Source organism: Pseudoalteromonas sp. S3260, assembly GCF_005886925.1.
Classification (GTDB): Bacteria; Pseudomonadota; Gammaproteobacteria; order Enterobacterales; family Alteromonadaceae; genus Pseudoalteromonas; species Pseudoalteromonas tetraodonis.
Genome location: NZ_PNCV01000033.1, coordinates 50,606 through 70,030, shown reverse-complemented (window position 1 = coordinate 70,030; position 19,425 = coordinate 50,606). Strand labels below are relative to the sequence as shown.

General features: G+C 40.7%; 13 protein-coding genes, 1 tRNA gene and 4 pseudogenes. 6 read left to right on the top strand and 12 right to left on the bottom strand.

From position 1 onward, the window contains the following. Window positions 1–72: 72 nt before the first annotated feature. The 4 genes from infB to CWC14_RS05690 all read right to left on the bottom strand — a co-directional run bounded on the left by infB (window position 73) and on the right by CWC14_RS05690 (window position 5,105). Window positions 73–2,730, bottom strand: a complete 2,658-nt coding sequence (gene infB, locus CWC14_RS05705) for a translation initiation factor IF-2 (RefSeq protein ID WP_064664050.1) — start codon at window positions 2,728–2,730, stop codon at window positions 73–75. A 25-nt stretch (window positions 2,731–2,755) separates the two neighbouring features. Then, window positions 2,756–4,255, bottom strand: coding sequence for a transcription termination factor NusA (gene nusA, locus CWC14_RS05700; protein ID WP_013464535.1), 1,500 nt, complete (start codon window positions 4,253–4,255; stop codon window positions 2,756–2,758). A gap of 38 nt (window positions 4,256–4,293) precedes the next feature. Continuing rightward, window positions 4,294–4,749 carry a ribosome maturation factor RimP gene (rimP, locus tag CWC14_RS05695; RefSeq protein WP_008114543.1) on the bottom strand — a complete coding sequence of 152 codons (456 nt, stop codon included), beginning with the start codon at window positions 4,747–4,749 and terminating at the stop codon, window positions 4,294–4,296. 279 nt (window positions 4,750–5,028) lie between these two features. After that, a tRNA-Met gene (locus CWC14_RS05690) sits at window positions 5,029–5,105 on the bottom strand. A 224-nt stretch (window positions 5,106–5,329) separates the two neighbouring features. Here CWC14_RS05690 and CWC14_RS05685 point away from each other — a divergent pair. The 4 genes and pseudogenes from CWC14_RS05685 to CWC14_RS05670 all read left to right on the top strand — a co-directional run bounded on the left by CWC14_RS05685 (window position 5,330) and on the right by CWC14_RS05670 (window position 9,598). Continuing rightward, window positions 5,330–6,883 (top strand): cryptochrome/photolyase family protein, encoded by a 1,554-nt coding sequence (locus CWC14_RS05685; protein WP_036956912.1) that lies wholly within the window; start codon window positions 5,330–5,332, stop codon window positions 6,881–6,883. Between the two features lie 160 nt (window positions 6,884–7,043). Further along, a pseudogene (locus CWC14_RS05680) lies at window positions 7,044–8,016 on the top strand (phospholipase). Then, entirely contained in the window at window positions 8,016–9,206 is a 1,191-nt protein-coding gene (locus CWC14_RS05675; RefSeq protein WP_138561758.1) for a peptidylprolyl isomerase, read from the top strand. Before CWC14_RS05680 ends, CWC14_RS05675 begins: the two are co-directional and overlap by 1 nt. Further along, on the top strand, window positions 9,203–9,598 hold the full coding sequence (locus CWC14_RS05670) for a hypothetical protein (RefSeq protein ID WP_235190298.1): 396 nt from the start codon (window positions 9,203–9,205) through the stop codon (window positions 9,596–9,598). The genes CWC14_RS05675 and CWC14_RS05670 overlap by 4 nt, the downstream gene beginning before the upstream one ends. A gap of 176 nt (window positions 9,599–9,774) precedes the next feature. Here the strand turns inward: CWC14_RS05670 and CWC14_RS05665 are convergent, their stop codons facing one another. Continuing rightward, the gene (locus CWC14_RS05665) at window positions 9,775–10,221 is read right to left on the bottom strand and encodes an Hsp20 family protein (protein WP_008114537.1); all 447 of its coding nucleotides are present in this window, start codon (window positions 10,219–10,221) and stop codon (window positions 9,775–9,777) included. 288 nt (window positions 10,222–10,509) lie between these two features. Between CWC14_RS05665 and CWC14_RS05660 the strand changes: the two genes are divergently transcribed. Together CWC14_RS05660 and CWC14_RS05655 are read left to right on the top strand one after the other, a co-directional pair. Beyond that, window positions 10,510–10,773 carry a GrxA family glutaredoxin gene (locus CWC14_RS05660; RefSeq protein WP_008114535.1) on the top strand — a complete coding sequence of 88 codons (264 nt, stop codon included), beginning with the start codon at window positions 10,510–10,512 and terminating at the stop codon, window positions 10,771–10,773. Window positions 10,774–10,933: 160 nt separating this feature from the next. Further along, window positions 10,934–12,763 (top strand): DEAD/DEAH box helicase, encoded by a 1,830-nt coding sequence (locus CWC14_RS05655; RefSeq protein ID WP_036956903.1) that lies wholly within the window; start codon window positions 10,934–10,936, stop codon window positions 12,761–12,763. 1,052 nt (window positions 12,764–13,815) lie between these two features. On the opposite strand, the pseudogene CWC14_RS05645 reads toward CWC14_RS05655, so the two are convergent. From CWC14_RS05645 to CWC14_RS05615, 7 genes and pseudogenes are all read right to left on the bottom strand, one after another. Next, a pseudogene (locus CWC14_RS05645) lies at window positions 13,816–14,313 on the bottom strand (AbgT family transporter); the annotation flags it as partial. A 44-nt stretch (window positions 14,314–14,357) separates the two neighbouring features. Continuing rightward, entirely contained in the window at window positions 14,358–15,050 is a 693-nt protein-coding gene (locus tag CWC14_RS05640) for a hypothetical protein (protein ID WP_036956898.1), read from the bottom strand. Window positions 15,051–15,065: 15 nt separating this feature from the next. After that, the gene (locus CWC14_RS05635; protein WP_161781329.1) at window positions 15,066–15,995 is read right to left on the bottom strand and encodes an IS1595 family transposase; all 930 of its coding nucleotides are present in this window, start codon (window positions 15,993–15,995) and stop codon (window positions 15,066–15,068) included. Window positions 15,996–16,052: 57 nt separating this feature from the next. Continuing rightward, a pseudogene (locus CWC14_RS05630) lies at window positions 16,053–17,138 on the bottom strand (AbgT family transporter); the annotation flags it as partial. Window positions 17,139–17,281: 143 nt separating this feature from the next. Continuing rightward, complete coding sequence (locus tag CWC14_RS05625; RefSeq protein WP_010391380.1) at window positions 17,282–17,557, bottom strand: YfcL family protein; 276 nt, start codon at window positions 17,555–17,557, stop codon at window positions 17,282–17,284. Window positions 17,558–17,560: 3 nt separating this feature from the next. Then, the gene (locus tag CWC14_RS05620; protein WP_138561756.1) at window positions 17,561–18,703 is read right to left on the bottom strand and encodes an ATP-NAD kinase family protein; all 1,143 of its coding nucleotides are present in this window, start codon (window positions 18,701–18,703) and stop codon (window positions 17,561–17,563) included. Then, window positions 18,693–19,248 (bottom strand): annotated as a pseudogene (locus CWC14_RS05615) (elongation factor P hydroxylase). The gene CWC14_RS05620 and the pseudogene CWC14_RS05615 overlap by 11 nt, the downstream one beginning before the upstream one ends. Window positions 19,249–19,425: the final 177 nt, after the last annotated feature.

Here is a 19,425-nt window from a genome sequence, read left to right as displayed (position 1 = left end):
TTAAAATCTTAGCATAGGTTATGTTGGGCTATCGAGGTACAACCTTGAATGTCCAACACCACCTAATAACAATTAAAGAGTACGTTGTACTTCAACTGTTTCAAATACTTCGATTTGGTCACCAACGCGAACATCATTGTAGTTCTTAACGCCGATACCACATTCCATGCCGTTACGAACATCAGCAACGTCATCTTTAAAGCGACGTAATGACTCAAGCTCGCCTTCGTAAATAACCACGTTATCACGAAGTACACGAATTGGTGCGCTACGCTTGATAGTACCTTCAGTAACCATACAACCGGCAATTGCACCAATTTTTGGAGACTTAAATACGTCACGTACTTCAGCAAGACCAATGATCTCTTGTTTAAACTCAGGAGCAAGCATACCAGACATGGCTTGCTTAACTTCTTCGATTAGCGCGTAGATTACGCTGTAGTAACGAAGATCTAGGTTTTCAGAGTCAATCACTTTACGCGCTGATGCATCAGCACGAACGTTAAAGCCAACCACAATCGCGTTAGACGCTGCCGCAAGAGTTGCATCAGTTTCAGTGATACCACCAACACCAGAACCAACAATCTTCACTTTTACTTCATCAGTAGAAAGCTTAGTTAGTGAGTCTGAAATTGCTTCGATTGAACCTTGAACGTCTGCTTTAAGTACCACGTTAACTTCAGATACGTCGCCTTCAGTCATGTTCGTAAACATGTTTTCAAGCTTCGCTTTTTGTTGACGCGCTAGTTTAACATCGCGGAATTTACCTTGACGGTAAAGTGCAACTTCACGTGCTTTACGCTCGTCTTTAACTACTGTCGCTTCATCACCGGCAGCTGGAATACCAGACAGACCTAAAATCTCAACTGGAATAGAAGGACCGGCAGACTTAATGTCTTTACCGTTTTCATCGCGCATTGCACGAACACGGCCGTATTCAAGACCACATAATACAATGTCACCTTGATTAAGCGTACCTGACTGAACAAGGATAGACGCAACAGGACCACGGCCTTTATCTAGACGTGATTCAATAACAACACCTGCAGCCATACCTTCGGTCGGCGCATTTAACTCTAAAAGCTCAGATTGCATTAATACAGCTTCTAGCAGGTCATCAATACCTAAACCAGTTTTTGCTGAAATGTGCACGTACTGTGTATCGCCGCCCCACTCTTCTGGGATAACGTCTAGCTGAGCTAGTTCGTTTTTAACGCGATCTGGATCTGCGCCTTCTTTATCCATTTTGTTAACAGCAATAATTAAAGGAACGCCAGCTGCGCGAGCATGCTGTACCGCTTCTTTAGTTTGTGGCATTACGCCATCATCGGCTGCAACCACTAGGATTACGATATCAGTTGCTTTTGCACCACGAGCACGCATTGATGTAAATGCGGCGTGACCCGGAGTATCTAAGAAAGTGATCATGTTGCCGTTAGTTTCAACGTGGTATGCACCAATGTGCTGTGTAATACCACCGGCTTCGCCTGATGCAACTTTAGCTGAACGAATGTAATCAAGCGTCGATGTTTTACCGTGGTCAACGTGACCCATAACAGTTACTACTGGCGCACGTGGCTCTGACTTACCATCTTCATGGCGGTCATTAAGTACTGTTTGCTCTAATTCGTTTTCTTTAACGATGATAACTTTATGGCCCATTTCTTCTGCTACAAGTTGCGCAGTTTCTTGGTCAATAACTTGGTTAATAGTAACCATGTCACCCATTTTCATCATAGTTTTTACAACTTCAGCACCTTTAACCGCCATGCGTGATGCAAGCTCAGCAACTGTAATTGTTTCACTAATACGCACTTCGTTTTTAACATCAGCCGTTGGTTTTTGGAAACCGTGCTGTAATGACGCTGGCGCTTTTAGCTTACCTTTTTTACCTTTAGACGCTGCAAATTTATCTTTTGCTGGCGCTTTTTTCTTTTTCTTCGCACGGCGTGAGCCTTGCTCTTCGCGAGCATCTGCTACATCTTCTGCTTCACGTGCGTAAGTTGAAGTCGTAAGGTGGTGATCCGCGGTTTCTTCGCGTTTCTTACGTTCTTCTTCTTCTTTCTTCCAGCGTGCTGAATTCTCTTCAGCTAGCTTTCTTGCCTCTTCTGCTTGACGTTTCGCTTCTTCTTCAGCTTTCTTCAATGCGGCCTCTTCTGCTTCTTTTTGCAGACGCTCAGCTTCGATGCGATCTTTCTCAGACTTAGCACTTTGCTCAGGGGTCATCTGCTGTTGTTTCGCTTTACGCTCAGCATCTGCTTTGCGTTTAGCTTCTTCTTTGGCTTTACGATCAGCGTCTTCTTTCGCTTTACGTTCTGCCTCTTGTTTCGCTTTCAATTCTGCGGCTTCTTGTTCAGCTTTTTGCTGCTCTTCAAGACGCGCTTTTTCTTCAGCGGCTAGACGTTGCTGTTCTTGCTCTTGCTCAACAGCACTTTTTTTCACGTAAGTGCGGGTTTTGCGAACTTCAACTTGCACAGCCTTTGCTTTACCCGTAGAGCCAGTCACACTTAATGTGCTTTTGCTCTTACGTTGCAATGTCATACGCGCTGGACCTTCAGATCCAGTACCGCCATGTTGCTTGCTTAGGTGATCAAGTAACGTTGCTTTTTCAGCTTCTGTTACATTATCGCCTGCTTGTTTAGTAATACCGGCTTGTGAAAACTGCTGTAGCAATTTATCAACAGTTGTACCTATATCACCGGCTAGTTTTTCAACATTTACTTCTGCCATAGTCTCTAATACCTCCGTTAATAAATTACTCGTCTGCAAACCAACAAATATTACGTGCAGCCATAATTAGCTCGCCCGCTTTCTCTGAAGATAGCTCTGTAATATCTACAAGCTCATCAATGCCTTGCTCAGCTAAGTCTTCAAGTGTTACTACACCCTTACTTGCCATAACAAATGCTAAATGACGCTCTAAGCCTTCAAGCGCAAGTAAGTCTTCAGCAGGCTCAGCGCCTTCTAAGCTTTCTTCCGTTTTAAGCGCTTTCGTTGTTAATGCATCTTTTGCACGTGAACGTAATACGTCCACTGTTTCTTCATCTAAGCCGTCGATTTCTAAAAACTCTGAAGCCGGAACATAAGCAACTTCTTCAAGTGTTGAGAAACCTTCGTTGATAAGTAATGATGCAAATTCGTCATCAATATCTAAGTTTTCAGTAAATAAGTTAATTAACTTATCTGACTCAGCTTCGTTCTTAGCGCGCATTTCATCAACGGTCATTACGTTTAATTCCCAGCCAGTTAATTGGCTTGCTAAACGTACGTTTTGACCATTACGACCAATAGCTTGTGCTAAGTTATCAGCTTCAACAGCAATATCCATTGAGTGTGTATCTTCATCCATTACGATTGAAGCCACTTCTGCTGGTGCCATTGCGTTAATAACAAACTGTGCAGGGTTGTCATCGTAAAGTACGATATCAACACGCTCACCGCCAAGTTCTGACGATACCGCTTGAACACGTGCGCCACGCATACCAACACACGCACCAACAGGGTCAATACGCTTATCGTTAGATTTAACCGCGATTTTAGCGCGTGAACCTGGATCACGTGCTGCAGCGCGTAATTCAATCATTTCTTCGCCAATTTCTGGCACCTCAATGCGGAATAATTCCATCAGCATTTCTGGTTTAGAACGGGTTACAAATAATTGTGCACCGCGTGCTTCAGGCTTCACTTCATATAAAAGACCGCGGATACGATCACCCGGGCGGAAGTTTTCACGTGGCAGCATGTCGTCACGATAAATAACCGCTTCTGCGTTGTTACCTAAATCAAGTACGATTGCATCACGGGTTGCTTTTTTAACAACACCCGTTACCAGCTCGCCTTCTTGATCTTTATATGCTTCAACGACTAAGGCGCGCTCTGCTTCACGTACTTTTTGTACGATTACTTGCTTAGCCATCTGTGTTGTTATGCGGTCAAATTTAATTGATTCAATCTGCTCTTCTACGTAGTCGCCCATTTTCAAGTCAGGTTCTTCAACTTGAGCAGCTTCTAACGTGATTTCGCTGTATGGATTCTCTAAAGAACCATCTTCTAAAACTTCAGCTATTTGCCAGCGACGGAAGGTATCGTAATCGCCGGTTTTACGGTCAATTGCAACACGTACATCAATTTCACCATCATGCTTTTTCTTTGTCGCTGTCGCTAATGCGAACTCTAGAGCTTCAAAAATCTTTTCTTTTGGAACCGCTTTCTCATTGGAAACGGCTTCAGCAACCAATAATATTTCTTTTGCCATGGGTAATGCCTCGCTTGCCCTATTCCTTCGCACTCGAATTAAAACTTTGCGATTATGTTCGCACGTTCAATGTTACTAAGCATGATTAAATGCTCCGCACCATCGCTAGATAGTGTGATCATATCGCTGCTAACTGCTATTAAGTCGCCTTTAAAATTACGGCGACCATCTTGTGGAAGCTTAGTACGCACGCGTACTTCCTCTCCTTGCGCCTGCTCGTAGTGATCTTGTTTGAATAATGGACGATCAACACCAGGAGACGACACTTCCAAATCGTATTCGTTTGTAATTGGGTCTTCGACGTCTAAAATCGCACTAATTTGACGACTTGCATCGGCGCAGTTGTCAACTGAAATCCCATCCTCATGAGCAATGTATACTCTTAAGGTAGAATGGCGACCCGCTTGTACAAACTCAAGCCCATGTAATTCAAAGCCTAACATTTCTACCGCAGGCGTTAACATGGTTACTAAATCTTGTTCAAGTTTTGTCACGAAAATCCTCCATACAAACAAAAAAAGGGCTTATAGCCCTAAAATACTGAGTTTAAATTTTGATTTAATCGATAAACATTAAATCAAACGGTGCAGATACAACAACGCCCCGAACCAAGCGGGGCGTCACACCAAAAAACGCAAAACTGTGTGGCCTAGGGCCAAGCTTGGTTGCGAGTCAGTATCCTGACCAAATTAAACTTCATTAGCTTAAACGCAAAACGCGCATTACTTAGAATGCGCGATATAAAGTAGTAAGTATAAACTTACTATTAAGATTGGTTGCGGGAGCCGGATTTGAACCAACGACCTTCGGGTTATGAGCCCGACGAGCTACCAGACTGCTCCATCCCGCGCCAATAGATAAAAAGTTAATAACTTAATATCGCTGTTAGTAAATTTTATAACCCACTAAACAATGGCCGCTATTATAAAGATGTACACCTAAATTAGCAACCACAATAAGTAATAAGTTGATAAAAAAAGCAATGCTGTTTATTGCTTTGCTCTATGATTAAAACGACATGTAGAAATCGATCGCTTTTTAAAATACAGCGTATAAAAATAATTTTGGCTCATTATGAAAAAATTCAAAACCTTAAAACTAATTTTAGGTGACCAGCTAAACCCCGCTCATTCTTGGTTTAAAGATAAATCCGATGACACGGTGTTTGTTATTGCCGAGCTCATGCAAGAAGCGCAGTACGTAAAGCATCACGTGCAAAAAATATCAGCCTTTTTTAAAGCCATGGAAAACTTCGCTAATGCATTAAAAGATGCTGGCTTCAATGTTTTACATCTCACGCTAGATGACACCAAAGACGATGATGACTTACCCGCTCTTTTAAAGCGTTTAGCCAAGCAGCATGAATGTACCTCTATTGAATATCAATACCCAGATGAGTACCGTTTAAAAACACAGCTTCACGAATTCGCGACTAATAGCGAGTTAACGGTGAATGCCTGTGACAGCGAGCATTTTTTATTAGCATTTAACGACATAGATAAACGCTTTAAAAAAGATAAACACGTCACCATGGAGCATTTTTATCGGGCAATGCGAAAGCAGTTTGATATTTTAATGGACGATGACAAACCTCATGGCGGTCAATGGAATTTTGATGCGAATAACCGTAATAAGTTTTCAAAAAGCGATTTAGCCGATATCCCCAAACCCAAGTTATTTAAAAATGATGTTAGCACCATCATTGAGCGTTTAGATAAACATAAAATAAAATACTTTGGGCAAATAGAAACCCAATTAAGCTGGCCAACAACCCGTAAACAAGCAATAAGCGCACTTGATCACTTTTGTGCACATTTACTTCCCCGCTTTGGTCAATTTCAAGATGCGATGACAGATCAATGCCCTGATAAAGATACCTTTTATCACAGCCGGTTATCATTTGCGTTAAATGCCAAAATTTTACACCCTCGCTATATTATCGACCGTGTGGTTAAAGAGTACCAACAACGCCAAGATGAAATATCTATTTCTCAGGTTGAAGGCTTTATTCGTCAAGTACTGGGTTGGCGCGAATATGTGCGTGGCGTGTATTGGAAAAACATGCCCGATTACGCTAACAAAAACCAGCTTAATGCAACCCGTGCACTGCCACGATATTTTTGGAATGGTAAAACAAAAATGAACTGCTTAAGCCACTCATTAACACAAAGCTTAGACAGCGCGTATGCCCACCATATTCAGCGCTTAATGGTAATAGGTAATTTTTGCTTATTAACCGCCATCAGTCCCGATGAAGTGGATGAATGGTATTTAGGTGTTTATATCGATGCTATTGAGTGGGTAGAAATGCCTAACGCCCGAGGGATGAGCCAATTTGCTGACGATGGCATCATAGCTACCAAGCCTTATGCGGCTAGCGGCAACTATATAAATAAAATGAGCGACTACTGTAAAAGCTGCCAATATAAAGTGAAAGAAAAAGTAGGAAAAGACGCTTGCCCTTTAAATAGCCTCTATTGGCAATTTATGCAAACACACCGAGAGCGGCTTGAAAAAAATCCACGGATAGGCATGGTTTATCGCAATTGGGATAAACAAGATGAATCATTGCGCCAAGAAACCTTAGAGCAAGCTAACAACTATTTAAATAATATTGAAAAGCTTTAAATATAAATGCCGTCAATTGGCGGCAACATCCTTAATAGTTAATATTAAAGTACCAAATACAGGTAATATTGTTAATTAAATGTTTAATCTGTTTGTCATGTCAGTGTAATGAGCTTATTTTTTAATTGCATCTCTTACTCCAGACTATGATGAGAATAAAATGAAAAAACAATTAATGGCAGCGACACTTTTATTGCTCGGTACAAGCCAAGCTCAAGCTTTTAGTCAAGAAACTCACAAACGTATTGTTCTAGATGCCGTAAATTATATGCAGCAACACCCAGCCAGCACCGAATATGCTGCCCTACGTCAGTACGCTGCACAAAACAATCTGACAATTTCTGAATCAGCCGAGCTGCTGGGACAAGCTGCTTATGACGTAGATGACTTTGAAGACACCTTTTTATGTGGTGCTATTACAGGTTCATGTGTTCAAGCGCCAGTATGAGGAGCAGCGCAAAGTATAGTTAAATATACAAGCTATTGGCATTTTCAAAATCATACCCAAGGTGCAGACCAACATGGAAACGATTTTGGTGGTTATAATTATGAGAAGCTCACCGTTTGGGGCACTATTGATAATCTTGCATCTGCTTGGCTTAAAGGTGACTACTTTGATGATGGTAAAGGGGGGGAAACAGGTTGGTTCAATGCCGACTCTTCAAAATATAACAGTTATTGTGTAACAGAATCTCACTACAGAATCGATAGCAACTCAACCTATCGATAATTTAGGCCAATATTGGTATCAAAGTTACTTACAAAGCGGCAATCCGCAAGTATTAGGGTTTGTGTTCCATACTACTGATTTATTACAACCTCACCACACATGGACCACATCAGACCTTAACCACTCTAGCTGGGAAAGTTGGGTAAACGATTACTATGATCAAGAGCAGCTCAACGATTTATCACTCGTTACTCAAGCAATGCAAACGTTCTCGCCTTTAGATAAAAATAGCCAAGATGTTCGCCCATTATTAACTCAAGGCGGTTCATTTTCTTATGCACAAGGTGGGATTGTACTCAACTCAGAAAATCATTTTGATCGCCTTAATATAGCTAAGCAGGTCGTGCCCCATGCAATAGCAATGGTGGTGCACTTATTAAACCACGCCATGGTTGCTCGCTAATGAAAAAAATGGCTATTTTAGTGATTACATTACTAGGTGTGTCTTACCACTCCCTAGTAATGGCATCATTTACACAATACAGCAGTGATGAAATTAACTTTATGCATCGTGCTTATTTAAAGCACAACCCTGATATTACAATCAATGAAGTTAGAACTCGTCTGTATGAGAATCAGTTTTTATTACAACAAGCTGCGCTAAAAACCCCTGCGATAATAAAACGACAATCTGCCGTTGGTTTTAGTACTCAATACCATGTTGAACGTTACTTAAAAAATCTGTTCGATTCACAATTAGCTATAATCGCACAGTCAAGCCCGATAAAGCTTGAAACTTATGATAAGCAATGGCTTAAACACACATTAGGGCCCTACCCTAAAAATGGCCAGTATGTGCAAAGCGCCATCAAAAAAATGCAGCAGTTTGATTTAACCCCTCTTTTGTATAACGCTATTAATTTATATGAATTTGTCGATTCACTATCAATGCAGGTACGCTTTAAACTCCACAAAGGAGATAGTGAACTATTCAAAAGTGAATTAATAAAAAAACGGCAATTCAATATAGCGTTTTCAAAAGCCAAACCGATTTTGGCAAAACAGAATATTGATATTGAACATCTGTATGAAATAGCTAAAGGAGATATTCTGCGCCCCTCCATTCAAAGCTGGCTAGGTATAAATACAATGATGCATATGCAAAGCCCCGTTCTTGAAAAAGTAGAGAAACAAGTAAACAAAAGCGAAATTAAAGCATTTTATCAAGCCAATAAATCGCAGTTTAAATTTTTAAGCCACGTAAAAGCCCATGGAGCTCAATTTGCTCATCGAGCCAATGCTGTAGGTTTTCGCACCTTGGCCGTTAACAAAACGCTAAAACAAGCATTAGTAATATCCGGAAAACAAGATATATATGCTCAATACAACAGTGAATTAAACCGTAAAAACAAAAGTAGCTGGGTTGTACAACTTGCGTTCACAACTAAAGAAAACACTATTTCTCCTGTTATACGTACACCCAGTGGTGAATGGGTGGTGATACACAGTTATGAGCATCAGTTTGAGTACTTTTCGCCAGAAGATGAAACCGTTCGATACCAAGCAACAAAGGCCATCGCAAAACAAAAAGCGGTACAACAGTATGAGGATACTTGGCTCAAGTGGCAAAATAAGACAGGAGTAATTTTATGAGCAAAAAAGTTTTCGTTTCTGTTGTTGTAGCTTGTGTTGGTATGTACGCACTTTTTACTCAATATACTAGTAAACCAACGATAAAGAATATTGATTCCCTTAACCAAGCTAAAAGTGTTAAGCAAATAACGTCACTTGAGCTGACTACTGCTGACATGACCCAAGAGCTGAAAAGCACGCAATTAAACACGGTTACAACTAACAATACGAGCCCTCAGCCTTTGCCACCAATAACCTCTCCTGCCTATTTACCCAACATAGTAAAAAATACTCAGCCAGTTGCTCAGTACGGTGGTGATTTAAATAATCACCAGGCATATCAAGATTTCCACCTTGAACAGCAAAGACAGCTAGAGCAACGTTTTGTTATTGCTGCACAAGCCAAAATATAAAAACTTGAAGAATTACTGGCTAAAGGCCGACAAAAAAAGCTTTCACAAGAACAACTGCAAGTTGCGATAGATAAAATTAACGCTTTAAAACAAATGCAAATAAACTTAAAAGACTAACAACGCAAAAAGCCGCCAAATGGCGGCTTTTCACAGGGAAAATACATGTGCTATCTAAGCTATTTACTTTCTAGCATATTGCCTGAGCCAATCTCGATTTTACGTGGCTTAAGCGCTTCTGGGATCTCACGTTCAAGGTCGATGCTTAGTAAGCCATTGGCTAAGTCTGCACCAAGTACTTTAACGTGGTCGCCTAACTGGAACTTACGCTCAAAGTTACGCTCGGCAATCCCTTGATGAATAAATTTACGCTCATCATTTTGCTCTTTACCTGCTTTAGTGCCTGATACAACCAAAGTGTTGTTTTCTGATTGTAAGGTTAACTCGTCTTCACTAAATCCAGCAACTGCCATAGTGATACGGTATTTGTCTTTATCAAGTGCTTCGATGTTGTATGGAGGAAAACTTGGCTGCTTGTCAGTTCGTGCAGCGGCATCCATTAATGATGCTAAGTGATCGAAACCAATGAATGAACGGTATAGGGGTGATAAATCTACTGTACGCATAATAATATCCTCATATTTAAGCGATATATTGCTGCCACTTTTCGTTTGAACAAGTAACGGCAAAAGTTAATTAATAATATAATTTTCAAATAGTTCTGTTTAAATGAAGACCCATCAGGCGTCCTCAAATAACTATTTATGGGCGGGCAATTTTATTTCAAGATTTTTTTATAAAATATTTTTATTTTTTTACAGGCCCTAAAAAAGCGAACGCAATAATCGTTTTTTTGCACTGTAATAAAAAATGAAATTAGTTACACTAGGGTCAACTAATTTGAGGAGAGCGTTATGTTAACAGTAATTTTTGGCCGTGAAGGCTGCCCTTTTTGTGTTCGCGCTAAAGATGTTGCAGAGCAACTTGCTAATGATCGCGATGATTTTAAATACCGCTACATTGACATCATCAAAGAAGGTATCAGTAAAGAAGATTTAGAGAAGTCTGCAGGCAAACCATGCCCAACCGTACCGCAGATTTTTGTAGACCAAACTCATATTGGTGGATTCACTGAATTTGAAGCTTATGCTAAAGAAAACCTAGGCCTTTACCAGTAATTTTGTAGACAGAGTGTTAACCAGCTCAATTAACGCACAATTGAGGCTGGTTAAATTTCGACCAACATCAAACACATATAAATTAGTTGTAATTTATACAAGCATTTGCCTCGCATTTCCTATACAATGCGCGCCTCTTTAAATTCGTTGAGGCGTATTAATGTCAGAACCAGTCACGTTTGAATCTCTAAATCTTTCTCCTGCAATTTTAAAGGCAGTTGAAGAGTTGGGTTACAAGACACCATCTGAAATCCAAGCTCAATGTATACCGTTATTGCTAGAAAGAAAGGACGTACTGGGACTAGCACAAACGGGTACAGGTAAAACAGCAGCATTTGCACTGCCATTACTAAATAATATTGACCCGTCTGTGAAACAGCCACAGATCCTTGTACTCACACCAACCCGTGAGCTTGCGATCCAAGTAGCTGAGGCATTTGAACAATATGCAAAACACACTCGTGGTGTTGAAGTACTGGCACTATATGGTGGCCAGAGCTACAGCATCCAGTTGAGCGCACTTCGTCGTGGCGCACAGATTATTGTTGCTACACCGGGTCGTTTAATCGATCACATAAACCGTGGCACTATCAAGTTTGATGCTTTACAAGCACTTGTACTTGATGAAGCCGATGAAATGCTACGTATGGGCTTTATCGATGATGTAGAAAGCATCATGGAAAAAACGCCGCGTGAAAAGCAAACATGTCTTTTCTCTGCGACTATGCCTAAGCAAATTCAAAACATCAGCAGCAAATATATGAACAATCCTGAACAGGTTCATATTTCTGCACGCAACTCAACTGTATCGTCAGTAGAGCAAGTGTTTTGGAATGCACACGTACATAAAAACAAAGCAATTGTTCGTTTCTTAGAAGCAGAACAATATGAAGGTGCTATTGTTTTCGTACGTACACGTAACGATACAGTTCAACTAGCTGAGTTATTAGAGCGCGAAGGTTTCTCTGCTGCTCCACTTAACGGTGACATGAACCAGCAAGCGCGTGAGCGCACAGTTGATCGTTTAAAAAGCGGCATGCTAAACGTTGTTATTGCAACAGACGTAGCGGCACGTGGTCTTGATGTAGACCGTTTAAGCTTAGTTATCAACTACGACATTCCACAAGATTCTGAAGCCTACGTTCACCGTATCGGCCGTACAGGTCGTGCTGGTCGTACTGGTAAAGCGATTCTTTTCGTTAAGCATAACGAGCGTTATTTACTTAAAAATATCATTCGTCATACTAAATCTGAAATCGCACAAGTTGAATTACCAACAGCTAAAGTTGTTGAAGAGAAACGTATCAATGCGCTTCAAGAAAAGCTTACGCTTGCACTTGAAAACAAAGATATTACTTTCTTCAACGAAGTGGCTGCCAACATGGCACAAAAACTTGAGCTTGCTCCTGAAGACTTAGCGGGTGCATTACTGTGTTTAGCACAGCAACAATCACCAATTAAAGTTGAAGAAGTTAAGATTCAACCGCGTGAACGTAACGAACGCAACCCTCGCAACGACCGTAATGATCGTGGTGACCGTGGTCGTCGTAACGAACGTGGCGGTGAGCGCGCTGAGCGTAAACCTCGCGAGCGTAATAGCCGTGATGCAGGTCCTATGGATACGTACCGTATCGAAGTAGGTCGTGAGCATGGTGTTCAGGTTAAGAACATTGTTGGTGCAATTGCTAACGAAGCAGACATTTCAAGCAAGTTTATTGGTGACATTCGTCTTCACGACAGTCACAGTACGGTACAATTACCGCAAAACATGCCTAAAGATGTACTTGATCACTTCCAAAAAGTGTTTATTTGTAAACGCCCAATGGGTATGACATTAACACAAGATCAAGGCCCTTCTGAGCCACGCGGCGAGCGTTCTGAACGCCCTGCTGGTGACAAGAAGCGTAGCTTTAACAAAGAAGGCCAACGCCCTGATAAGCGTAGCGGTCCTCGTAAAGAACGTCGCCCAGTTAGCTTCACCGCTAAGTAAGCAACGACTCTTTAGTAAAAAAACCTTGCCACGAAAGTGCCAAGGTTTTTTTGTGTCTGGAATTCAGGTATCAGGTCAGCTTAAATTCCGTAACTTGAAGCCGCAAGCCAGTATTAGATACTTAACTAAAATATTGAATTAAAAATATTCTGTTTGTTTTCTCTAACCAGAGATTGCAGTGAAAACAAGGCGAAATTACGCGTCAATAGCTAGCTTATTGTAAGTAAATTCAACGCAATTAGCGTTGAAAAAGCTGCTTGAGATAGCTTTATTAACCAAAACTCAGATTACTTAATGTGTATAAACATGTTTTCTTTGATTTTTAAAACAATAAAATTTATGTAAACTAAGCAAAGGCTATAATTCACGGACGAATTAAAAATTGAAAAGAAATTACGACAACTTACTCTTTGTAGTAATAATGTTACCTATTTTATTATGCATCATTATTCCTATTTTAATGGACTTTACAGATCCACCATTTATCACAAATGAAATATACGACGTTATTTTCTTTATAGCATTCCCTATTATTTGTGGCGCATCATTCATCTATTTAAATATACTTGTATTCAATAAATATAGACGCTGCAGTAAATACAGGGAGCATCTTAAATATAGTTTTTCAGATACAAAAACGAAATTATCATTAATATTCGCGTACCCATTAATCCCTTTGTTAATCTATGCAAGTCTCTATTTTTTATTCTCTGCCCCCATTAAATTATGGGCTTACTACACGCAAGGCGACTATTGGTATAAGGAATATATCCTAACTGATGTGCAAAAGTGTGGTTCTGATTATGAAGATAATTGTACTCGTTTATATTTTAAAGATCCTAAAACAAACGAAACTCATGATTTTAGGTGGTACGACGATAAGTCTACAATAATGAATAACAAAAACGATTATGTCTATATTTTTGGTGAGGCTAGTTTGTTTGGCTATATAGTGAGAGATTTAGAAAGGTAACTTAGACTTGCTTTGAATATTACAGCACTTTTATATAAACCTCACTCGAGTGAGTGAGGTTTATGAATCAAGATATAAGTTAAGGCGCTACTGCTGGGTACACGTAGCTGGCATCAAGTCCTAATGGGATACCGAGTGCCCAGTAGCCTAGCAAAAAGATACTCCAGCCAATCATAAAGGCGATTGAATACGGTAGCATCATCGCGATAAGCGTACCTATGCCTGTGCCTTTAACGTATTTTTGACAGTACACCACCACCAGCGGGAAGTATGGCATTAGCGGGGTGATAATATTAGAGCTAGAATCTCCCACACGGTACGCTGCTTGCGTTAAGTCTGGCGAAATACCGAGCTGCATTAGCATAGGTACAAATACCGGACCTAATAGTGCCCACTTAGCCGAGCTTGAACCAACAAACAAGTTTACAAAACCAGTTAGGAAAATAATCCCTACCACCGTTACAGAGCTCGGTAACTCCATTGCTTTTAATACCTGAGCCCCTTCAATTGCCAGTAAGGCACCTAGGTTTGATTTACTAAATGCAGCAATAAATAATGAACAAAAGAAGGCTGTGATCCATTTCTGTGTTGATAGAATAAAATTTCAATATTAATCAACAATTAAAAGAATTCGTCAAAAACGTCCTCAAACTGTTCACCATTGTTCAACCTTTCTAAGCCTCTATACATGTCCTTTGGGTTCATCGGCTCTACAGCGATTAGCGATGCTTGATAATACTTTACCTTGGTGTTTGGGAAGTCACTAAGGTAAAACACCGATTTGATCTCATCTACGTCATCATTTTTCACATCAATGTTTTCTAATAAAAATGGCTTTCGGTAATCTGCTTTGATCCCTGTACCTTCAATGAACCAAGCAGGTAATTGAGTTAGTTCAACAAACAGGTTTGTTCTGTGTCTGACTTCTGCATGAACAAGTTCATGGGCTATTACATCAGTGTTTAGTCCTTTAGGGCCTAGAAATATACATTCCCTAAATAAACCAGAGTTTTGCATACCTGTGGGGTTAAATCCGAACTTGGCATATTTTGTTTCGGCTGTAGCAATGATTCTAGGGTTGGAAGTGGGAGTGCCATAGATATCCGAAACCCTTTTAAATGCTGATTCTACAGCATGAGACAGCTCAACTTGTTTCGAAGTGTCGATACTTTGGTCAACATAAAAATCTGGTGACACTTCATTGAAGTGTGTTACCCCTATCAGTTCGCAAGCAATGGCATCTTTTTTAAAGTAACCAAATGAAGCTATAAAAAACGTAATAAAAACAATGATCAATATCTTAAGTATCTTCATTAAAACTCCAAATATTTATAGTGCTAAAACGACCCAGCTATCGTCTTCTTGTGACTGCTCCATTTGCCTAAACCAAGCGATGTAGTTATCAAGATAATCTGTGCCAACCCCATTAAATTGCCTTAGCCACTGTTTCCAGCGCATCATCCAATTGTTTAGTGTTTGTATGTGATAGATGCCATCTATAACTCTTTGATTATCAATAGCTATAAGGCGTTTATGATCAAGCTCAAAAGGAAGGTTTTTAACGATAGTTTGATATGACAAATTGCCATCGGTACACAATACACTCTCAGGTGTTAATACTGGTGCTAGTGATTTCTCCAGCTCTTCTCTTGTGTTTCTTTGCAAGACGCAGTGAGTGACAGCACCGTTGCGATCTAATGCAAGCATAACTGGTACTTTAGGTATGTTATGGCTCTTAACACCACGCTTACGTGGAGGTCTTTCCAACTTGCGTTTACCCTTGAACGACTCGTTAATAAAGGTTTCATCGGCTTCAATGATCCCATGAAGCTCTGAAGGCTTTCTTTGTCTTGGTTTAGATAATAACTGATGACGCCAACGCCAAGCGGTTTTAACATTAATACCTAGCTCACTTGCTGCTTCTCTGATCTTGGCTGTAAACCACATGCCTTCAGAATACTGGTGCCATTTATCTTGTTTTTTCATGCCAGATAACGGAGTACCTGTAAGTGAATTAAACGTTCGAACACAAGCTTTGCATTTGTATCTCTGCTGCCCTCGTGCTGTTGTTCCGTATTTTGTGAACTCATCGCTACCACAATGGGCACATTCGCCTACGCCTTCCTCATGCACAGCGATAGCTTTACCTACATGATTCGAAGAGATCATTTCTTCGAGGTGCTGTCGGAGACGCTTCAACTGAACAAAAGTTAGATCTTCTAGTTTTGTTTGAAGATTGGCAAACTGAGTATTATTCATGGACGCTCCTAACATGATTTGATTTACTTAGTATAGCAAACCAACACAGAAATGGATCAGCGCCCAAAAGAATGCCATAACAATGTAATACGCCATACCATTCATGGCCTTGCTCATCGCATCTATCATGTCTTTAGAGCTTTTAAAGGTGCCTACGGTAAAAACATATACTGCGCCTGGGATCCAAAATAACAAAAATATCAGTGGCACTATTGATTGCATTAGTGGTGAACTAAAGTTTGTTAACGAGCCATCGCTGCTGCGCATCGCTGAATCAGCTGGTGCAGATACATAGGCTAATAATGCAATACCTGCAATCATTACGGTACTGGCAATAAGAAATGCACGTTTTTCGTCACTACGAGCATCTTCAAATGCTGGTAGGTCTTGAGTTTCACCATCTACTGGTGAATTTTTTAAACGTGGTTCAATAATTTTATCGGTGATATACCAACCTAGCATCACAATAAATAAGCTTGATGCTGAAGCAAAGCCCCAGTTATTAAGCGGGTTAATGCTCATTGTTGGATTAATAATTTGTGCTGCACTTTGGGTAAAGCTTTGCAGTAATGGGTCAATCCCAGATGGGATAAAGTTAGCGCCAAAGCCACCACTTACCCCGGCAAATGCGGCTGCAATACCGGCAAGCGGATGACGACCAGCTGCAAAAAATATTACCCCAGCAAGAGGAATAACTAGCACATATCCTGCATCGGTAGCCGTATGGCTCACAATAGCCACTAAAATAATTGAGGGTGTTAGTAATTTTTTAGGCGTTACTTTGAGCATTAATTTAAGGCCGGTATTAATAAAGCCCGAATGCTCTGCAACGCCCACACCCAGCATAGCAACCAGTACGACACCCAGTGGCGCAAAACCGGTGAATGTTTTTACCATAGAAGATAAAAAAGTAGCCAGCGAATCGCTGGCAAGCATGTTATTAATGATAATGGCTTCGCCAGTACGAGGGTCTATTGCATCAAACGTGACGCTTGAAAACCACCAAGACAAAAACCAAATTAATAACATGGCAAACAAAAAGATAATTGCTGGATCAGGAAGCTTATTACCTACCCGCTCAACAAAATTTAAAAATCGCGCAACTATGCCCGTTGGCATTGTCGCATCATTATTGTTATTCATTTCACTTGTTCCCTAGAATTTAGACTACGCTACTTTAGCGTATCTAAGGAATGAGGTAAATTTTAACTGAATAAACAAGTTCTTTTTTAGGCACAAAAAAACGCGGCTCAGTAGCCGCGCTATTTTTAATGAATGAAAAAAGCTTATGCAAGAGCTTTTACTTCATCCCATATTCTTACTACGAGTGCTTTATCATCTTCATTAAGTTCGCCATTGCGATAAGCTTTTACTAAGCTTTTTTCAACCGTGTCGTTTAGTTCTGCAATTTCTAGATTTAATTCTTCAACTTGTGCATAACCTACGGCTAAATCAAAGTGGCCGCGTAAATAACCGCCGGCAAATAACTCGTCATCGGTTGCTTTTATCACTAAATCATCAAAATATTGCTGCGCAGCATCTATGTAATTTACTAAACTCATGTGTTACTTCTCCTCTGGGTGCAGCCCATCTTGATGACCTACTGCATACATAATATGGTCGTTAAACCCACTGGTTACACGTATATAACCGCTTAATTCATCATCTAATTTGCTATCACCGGTATCGCAAATCAGCGGTCGGCCATTTAAAGCCTGTAATTTTGTTTTAGTAGCCACCACAATAATATTATCGCGGCCTATCGCTTTAATTAACGCAGGGCTGAGTTGTTGATTGCCTCGACCAAAAATATGCCCTTGGCCGCCAATTAGGGTGATCACTAACTTTGTTTCACGGCCTGAGGTAAGTTCAAGAAGTTGCTGGGCTGTTAGGTCTTGGCCTACTAAGGCTTGATCTTCAACGAGATCAACACCGAGTAAGGTGTTTTTAAGCCCCATCTCTTCCATCACTGCGCCAACGGTAGAGCCACTACCCATGACATAGAGGATATCGGCATCCATTTCACTAACGACATAAGCAGCTATATCTGCTAGCACCAGCTCGTCAGTTTCTTTACCGCCATTTTTAACCGCTTGTACATAGCGCACTTCACTGGGCACTTGCATTTCACCATAACGTTTTGCTTTTACTGTTCCTTGGCGAAAAGCCACTTCATCAATGTCCATCACATCAGCATCGCTTAATGTTACCAGCTCACCTTTAACTAACATTTCAACTACGCGGCCTGCGGCTTTTGGCGTAATCGCATATACCCCTGAGTGAATTTTACACCCTGCTGGAATGCCCAATACGGGTACCGAGTCTTCTACAGCATGGCAAATGTTGCGCGCCGTTCCGTCGCCACCAGCAAATAAGATTAAATCAACACCTTGTTGCAGTAATAAACGAGCTGCAGCTTCGGTATCGTCACTGGTTGTGGGTGAGTTACTTTGATATACCACTTGGGTATTAAAGCCGAGTGATTTTGCTGTTTGCTCCCCCATTTCATCATTAACAGTATAAATAGTAATATTTGACTGATGAGGTACAAGCACTTCAAGTGCAGCTTTAGTGCGGCTATTTGATTTAGGCTCAGCGCCTAATGCAATGGCTTTAGCGGCGGTGTCTTCGCCGTCACTGCCTTTTAACGCCACGCTACCGCCCAATCCTGCAACCGGGTTTACAATCAGCCCTAACTTAAACTGCATCTTTTAGCTCCTCGGGAGAATGCCATGAAAACTGCGCAGCATTTAAAGGCCACGTTGTGTTATAAAATTTACACAGTGCTTTTAGTAACCTTGTAGTACGTGGGTTAAATCCGTCTTGCAGCAGCTGTAATAACTTTGCATGTACACGCGATTGAAACGCAAATCGACAGGTTTGTTCACCATTTAAATTATCTACCGATACGTTAAAATCAAATCCCGCGGCCACACTGAGCGCCCACTCTATTGCTTGGGGTTTTAACCTCTACAGATTCAAACTCTGCTTGCTGTGAAGCATCGCGCCCGTCGGGGCAATACCAATAACTATAATCTTCAACTAAGCGGCGCTGAGAACCTGCCACTAACCAATGGGCTATTTCGTGCAGCGCACTGGCGTAAAAACCATGGGCAAATACAATTTGATGATAAGGCGTTGTATCATTTGCGGGAATGTAGATAGGCTCGTGCTCACCTTTTACCAAACGCGTATTATAGCTTTGGAAAAAAGTGTGTTCGAAAATAGAAATTAAATCCGCTATTTGATGCATAAATATTTCGTATACTCGTTTGAACCCGATGCTTTATAGCCATATAAAACTAATATAAAGCGCACTAAAAACGAGGCGAATTGTACGTACTTTTCTGCACAAAGTAAAAAGCTAGCGATTTAAAGAGATGTTCACATAAATCTCTTTAAGTTTACACACGCTAAGTCATGCTCATTG

What these genes read in the sequence shown, in the direction of transcription:
- infB (WP_064664050.1), bottom strand. Translation starts at nt 2,730, where the DNA reads ATGGCAGAAGTAAATGTTGAAAAACTAGCCGGTGATATAGGTACAACT.
- nusA (WP_013464535.1), bottom strand. Translation starts at nt 4,255, where the DNA reads ATGGCAAAAGAAATATTATTGGTTGCTGAAGCCGTTTCCAATGAGAAA.
- CWC14_RS05685 (WP_036956912.1), top strand. Translation starts at nt 5,330, where the DNA reads ATGAAAAAATTCAAAACCTTAAAACTAATTTTAGGTGACCAGCTAAAC.
- CWC14_RS05675 (WP_138561758.1), top strand. Translation starts at nt 8,016, where the DNA reads ATGAAAAAAATGGCTATTTTAGTGATTACATTACTAGGTGTGTCTTAC.
- CWC14_RS05670 (WP_235190298.1), top strand. Translation starts at nt 9,203, where the DNA reads ATGAGCAAAAAAGTTTTCGTTTCTGTTGTTGTAGCTTGTGTTGGTATG.
- CWC14_RS05665 (WP_008114537.1), bottom strand. Translation starts at nt 10,221, where the DNA reads ATGCGTACAGTAGATTTATCACCCCTATACCGTTCATTCATTGGTTTC.
- CWC14_RS05660 (WP_008114535.1), top strand. Translation starts at nt 10,510, where the DNA reads ATGTTAACAGTAATTTTTGGCCGTGAAGGCTGCCCTTTTTGTGTTCGC.
- CWC14_RS05655 (WP_036956903.1), top strand. Translation starts at nt 10,934, where the DNA reads ATGTCAGAACCAGTCACGTTTGAATCTCTAAATCTTTCTCCTGCAATT.
- CWC14_RS05640 (WP_036956898.1), bottom strand. Translation starts at nt 15,050, where the DNA reads ATGAAGATACTTAAGATATTGATCATTGTTTTTATTACGTTTTTTATA.
- CWC14_RS05635 (WP_161781329.1), bottom strand. Translation starts at nt 15,995, where the DNA reads ATGAATAATACTCAGTTTGCCAATCTTCAAACAAAACTAGAAGATCTA.
- CWC14_RS05625 (WP_010391380.1), bottom strand. Translation starts at nt 17,557, where the DNA reads ATGAGTTTAGTAAATTACATAGATGCTGCGCAGCAATATTTTGATGAT.
- CWC14_RS05620 (WP_138561756.1), bottom strand. Translation starts at nt 18,703, where the DNA reads ATGCAGTTTAAGTTAGGGCTGATTGTAAACCCGGTTGCAGGATTGGGC.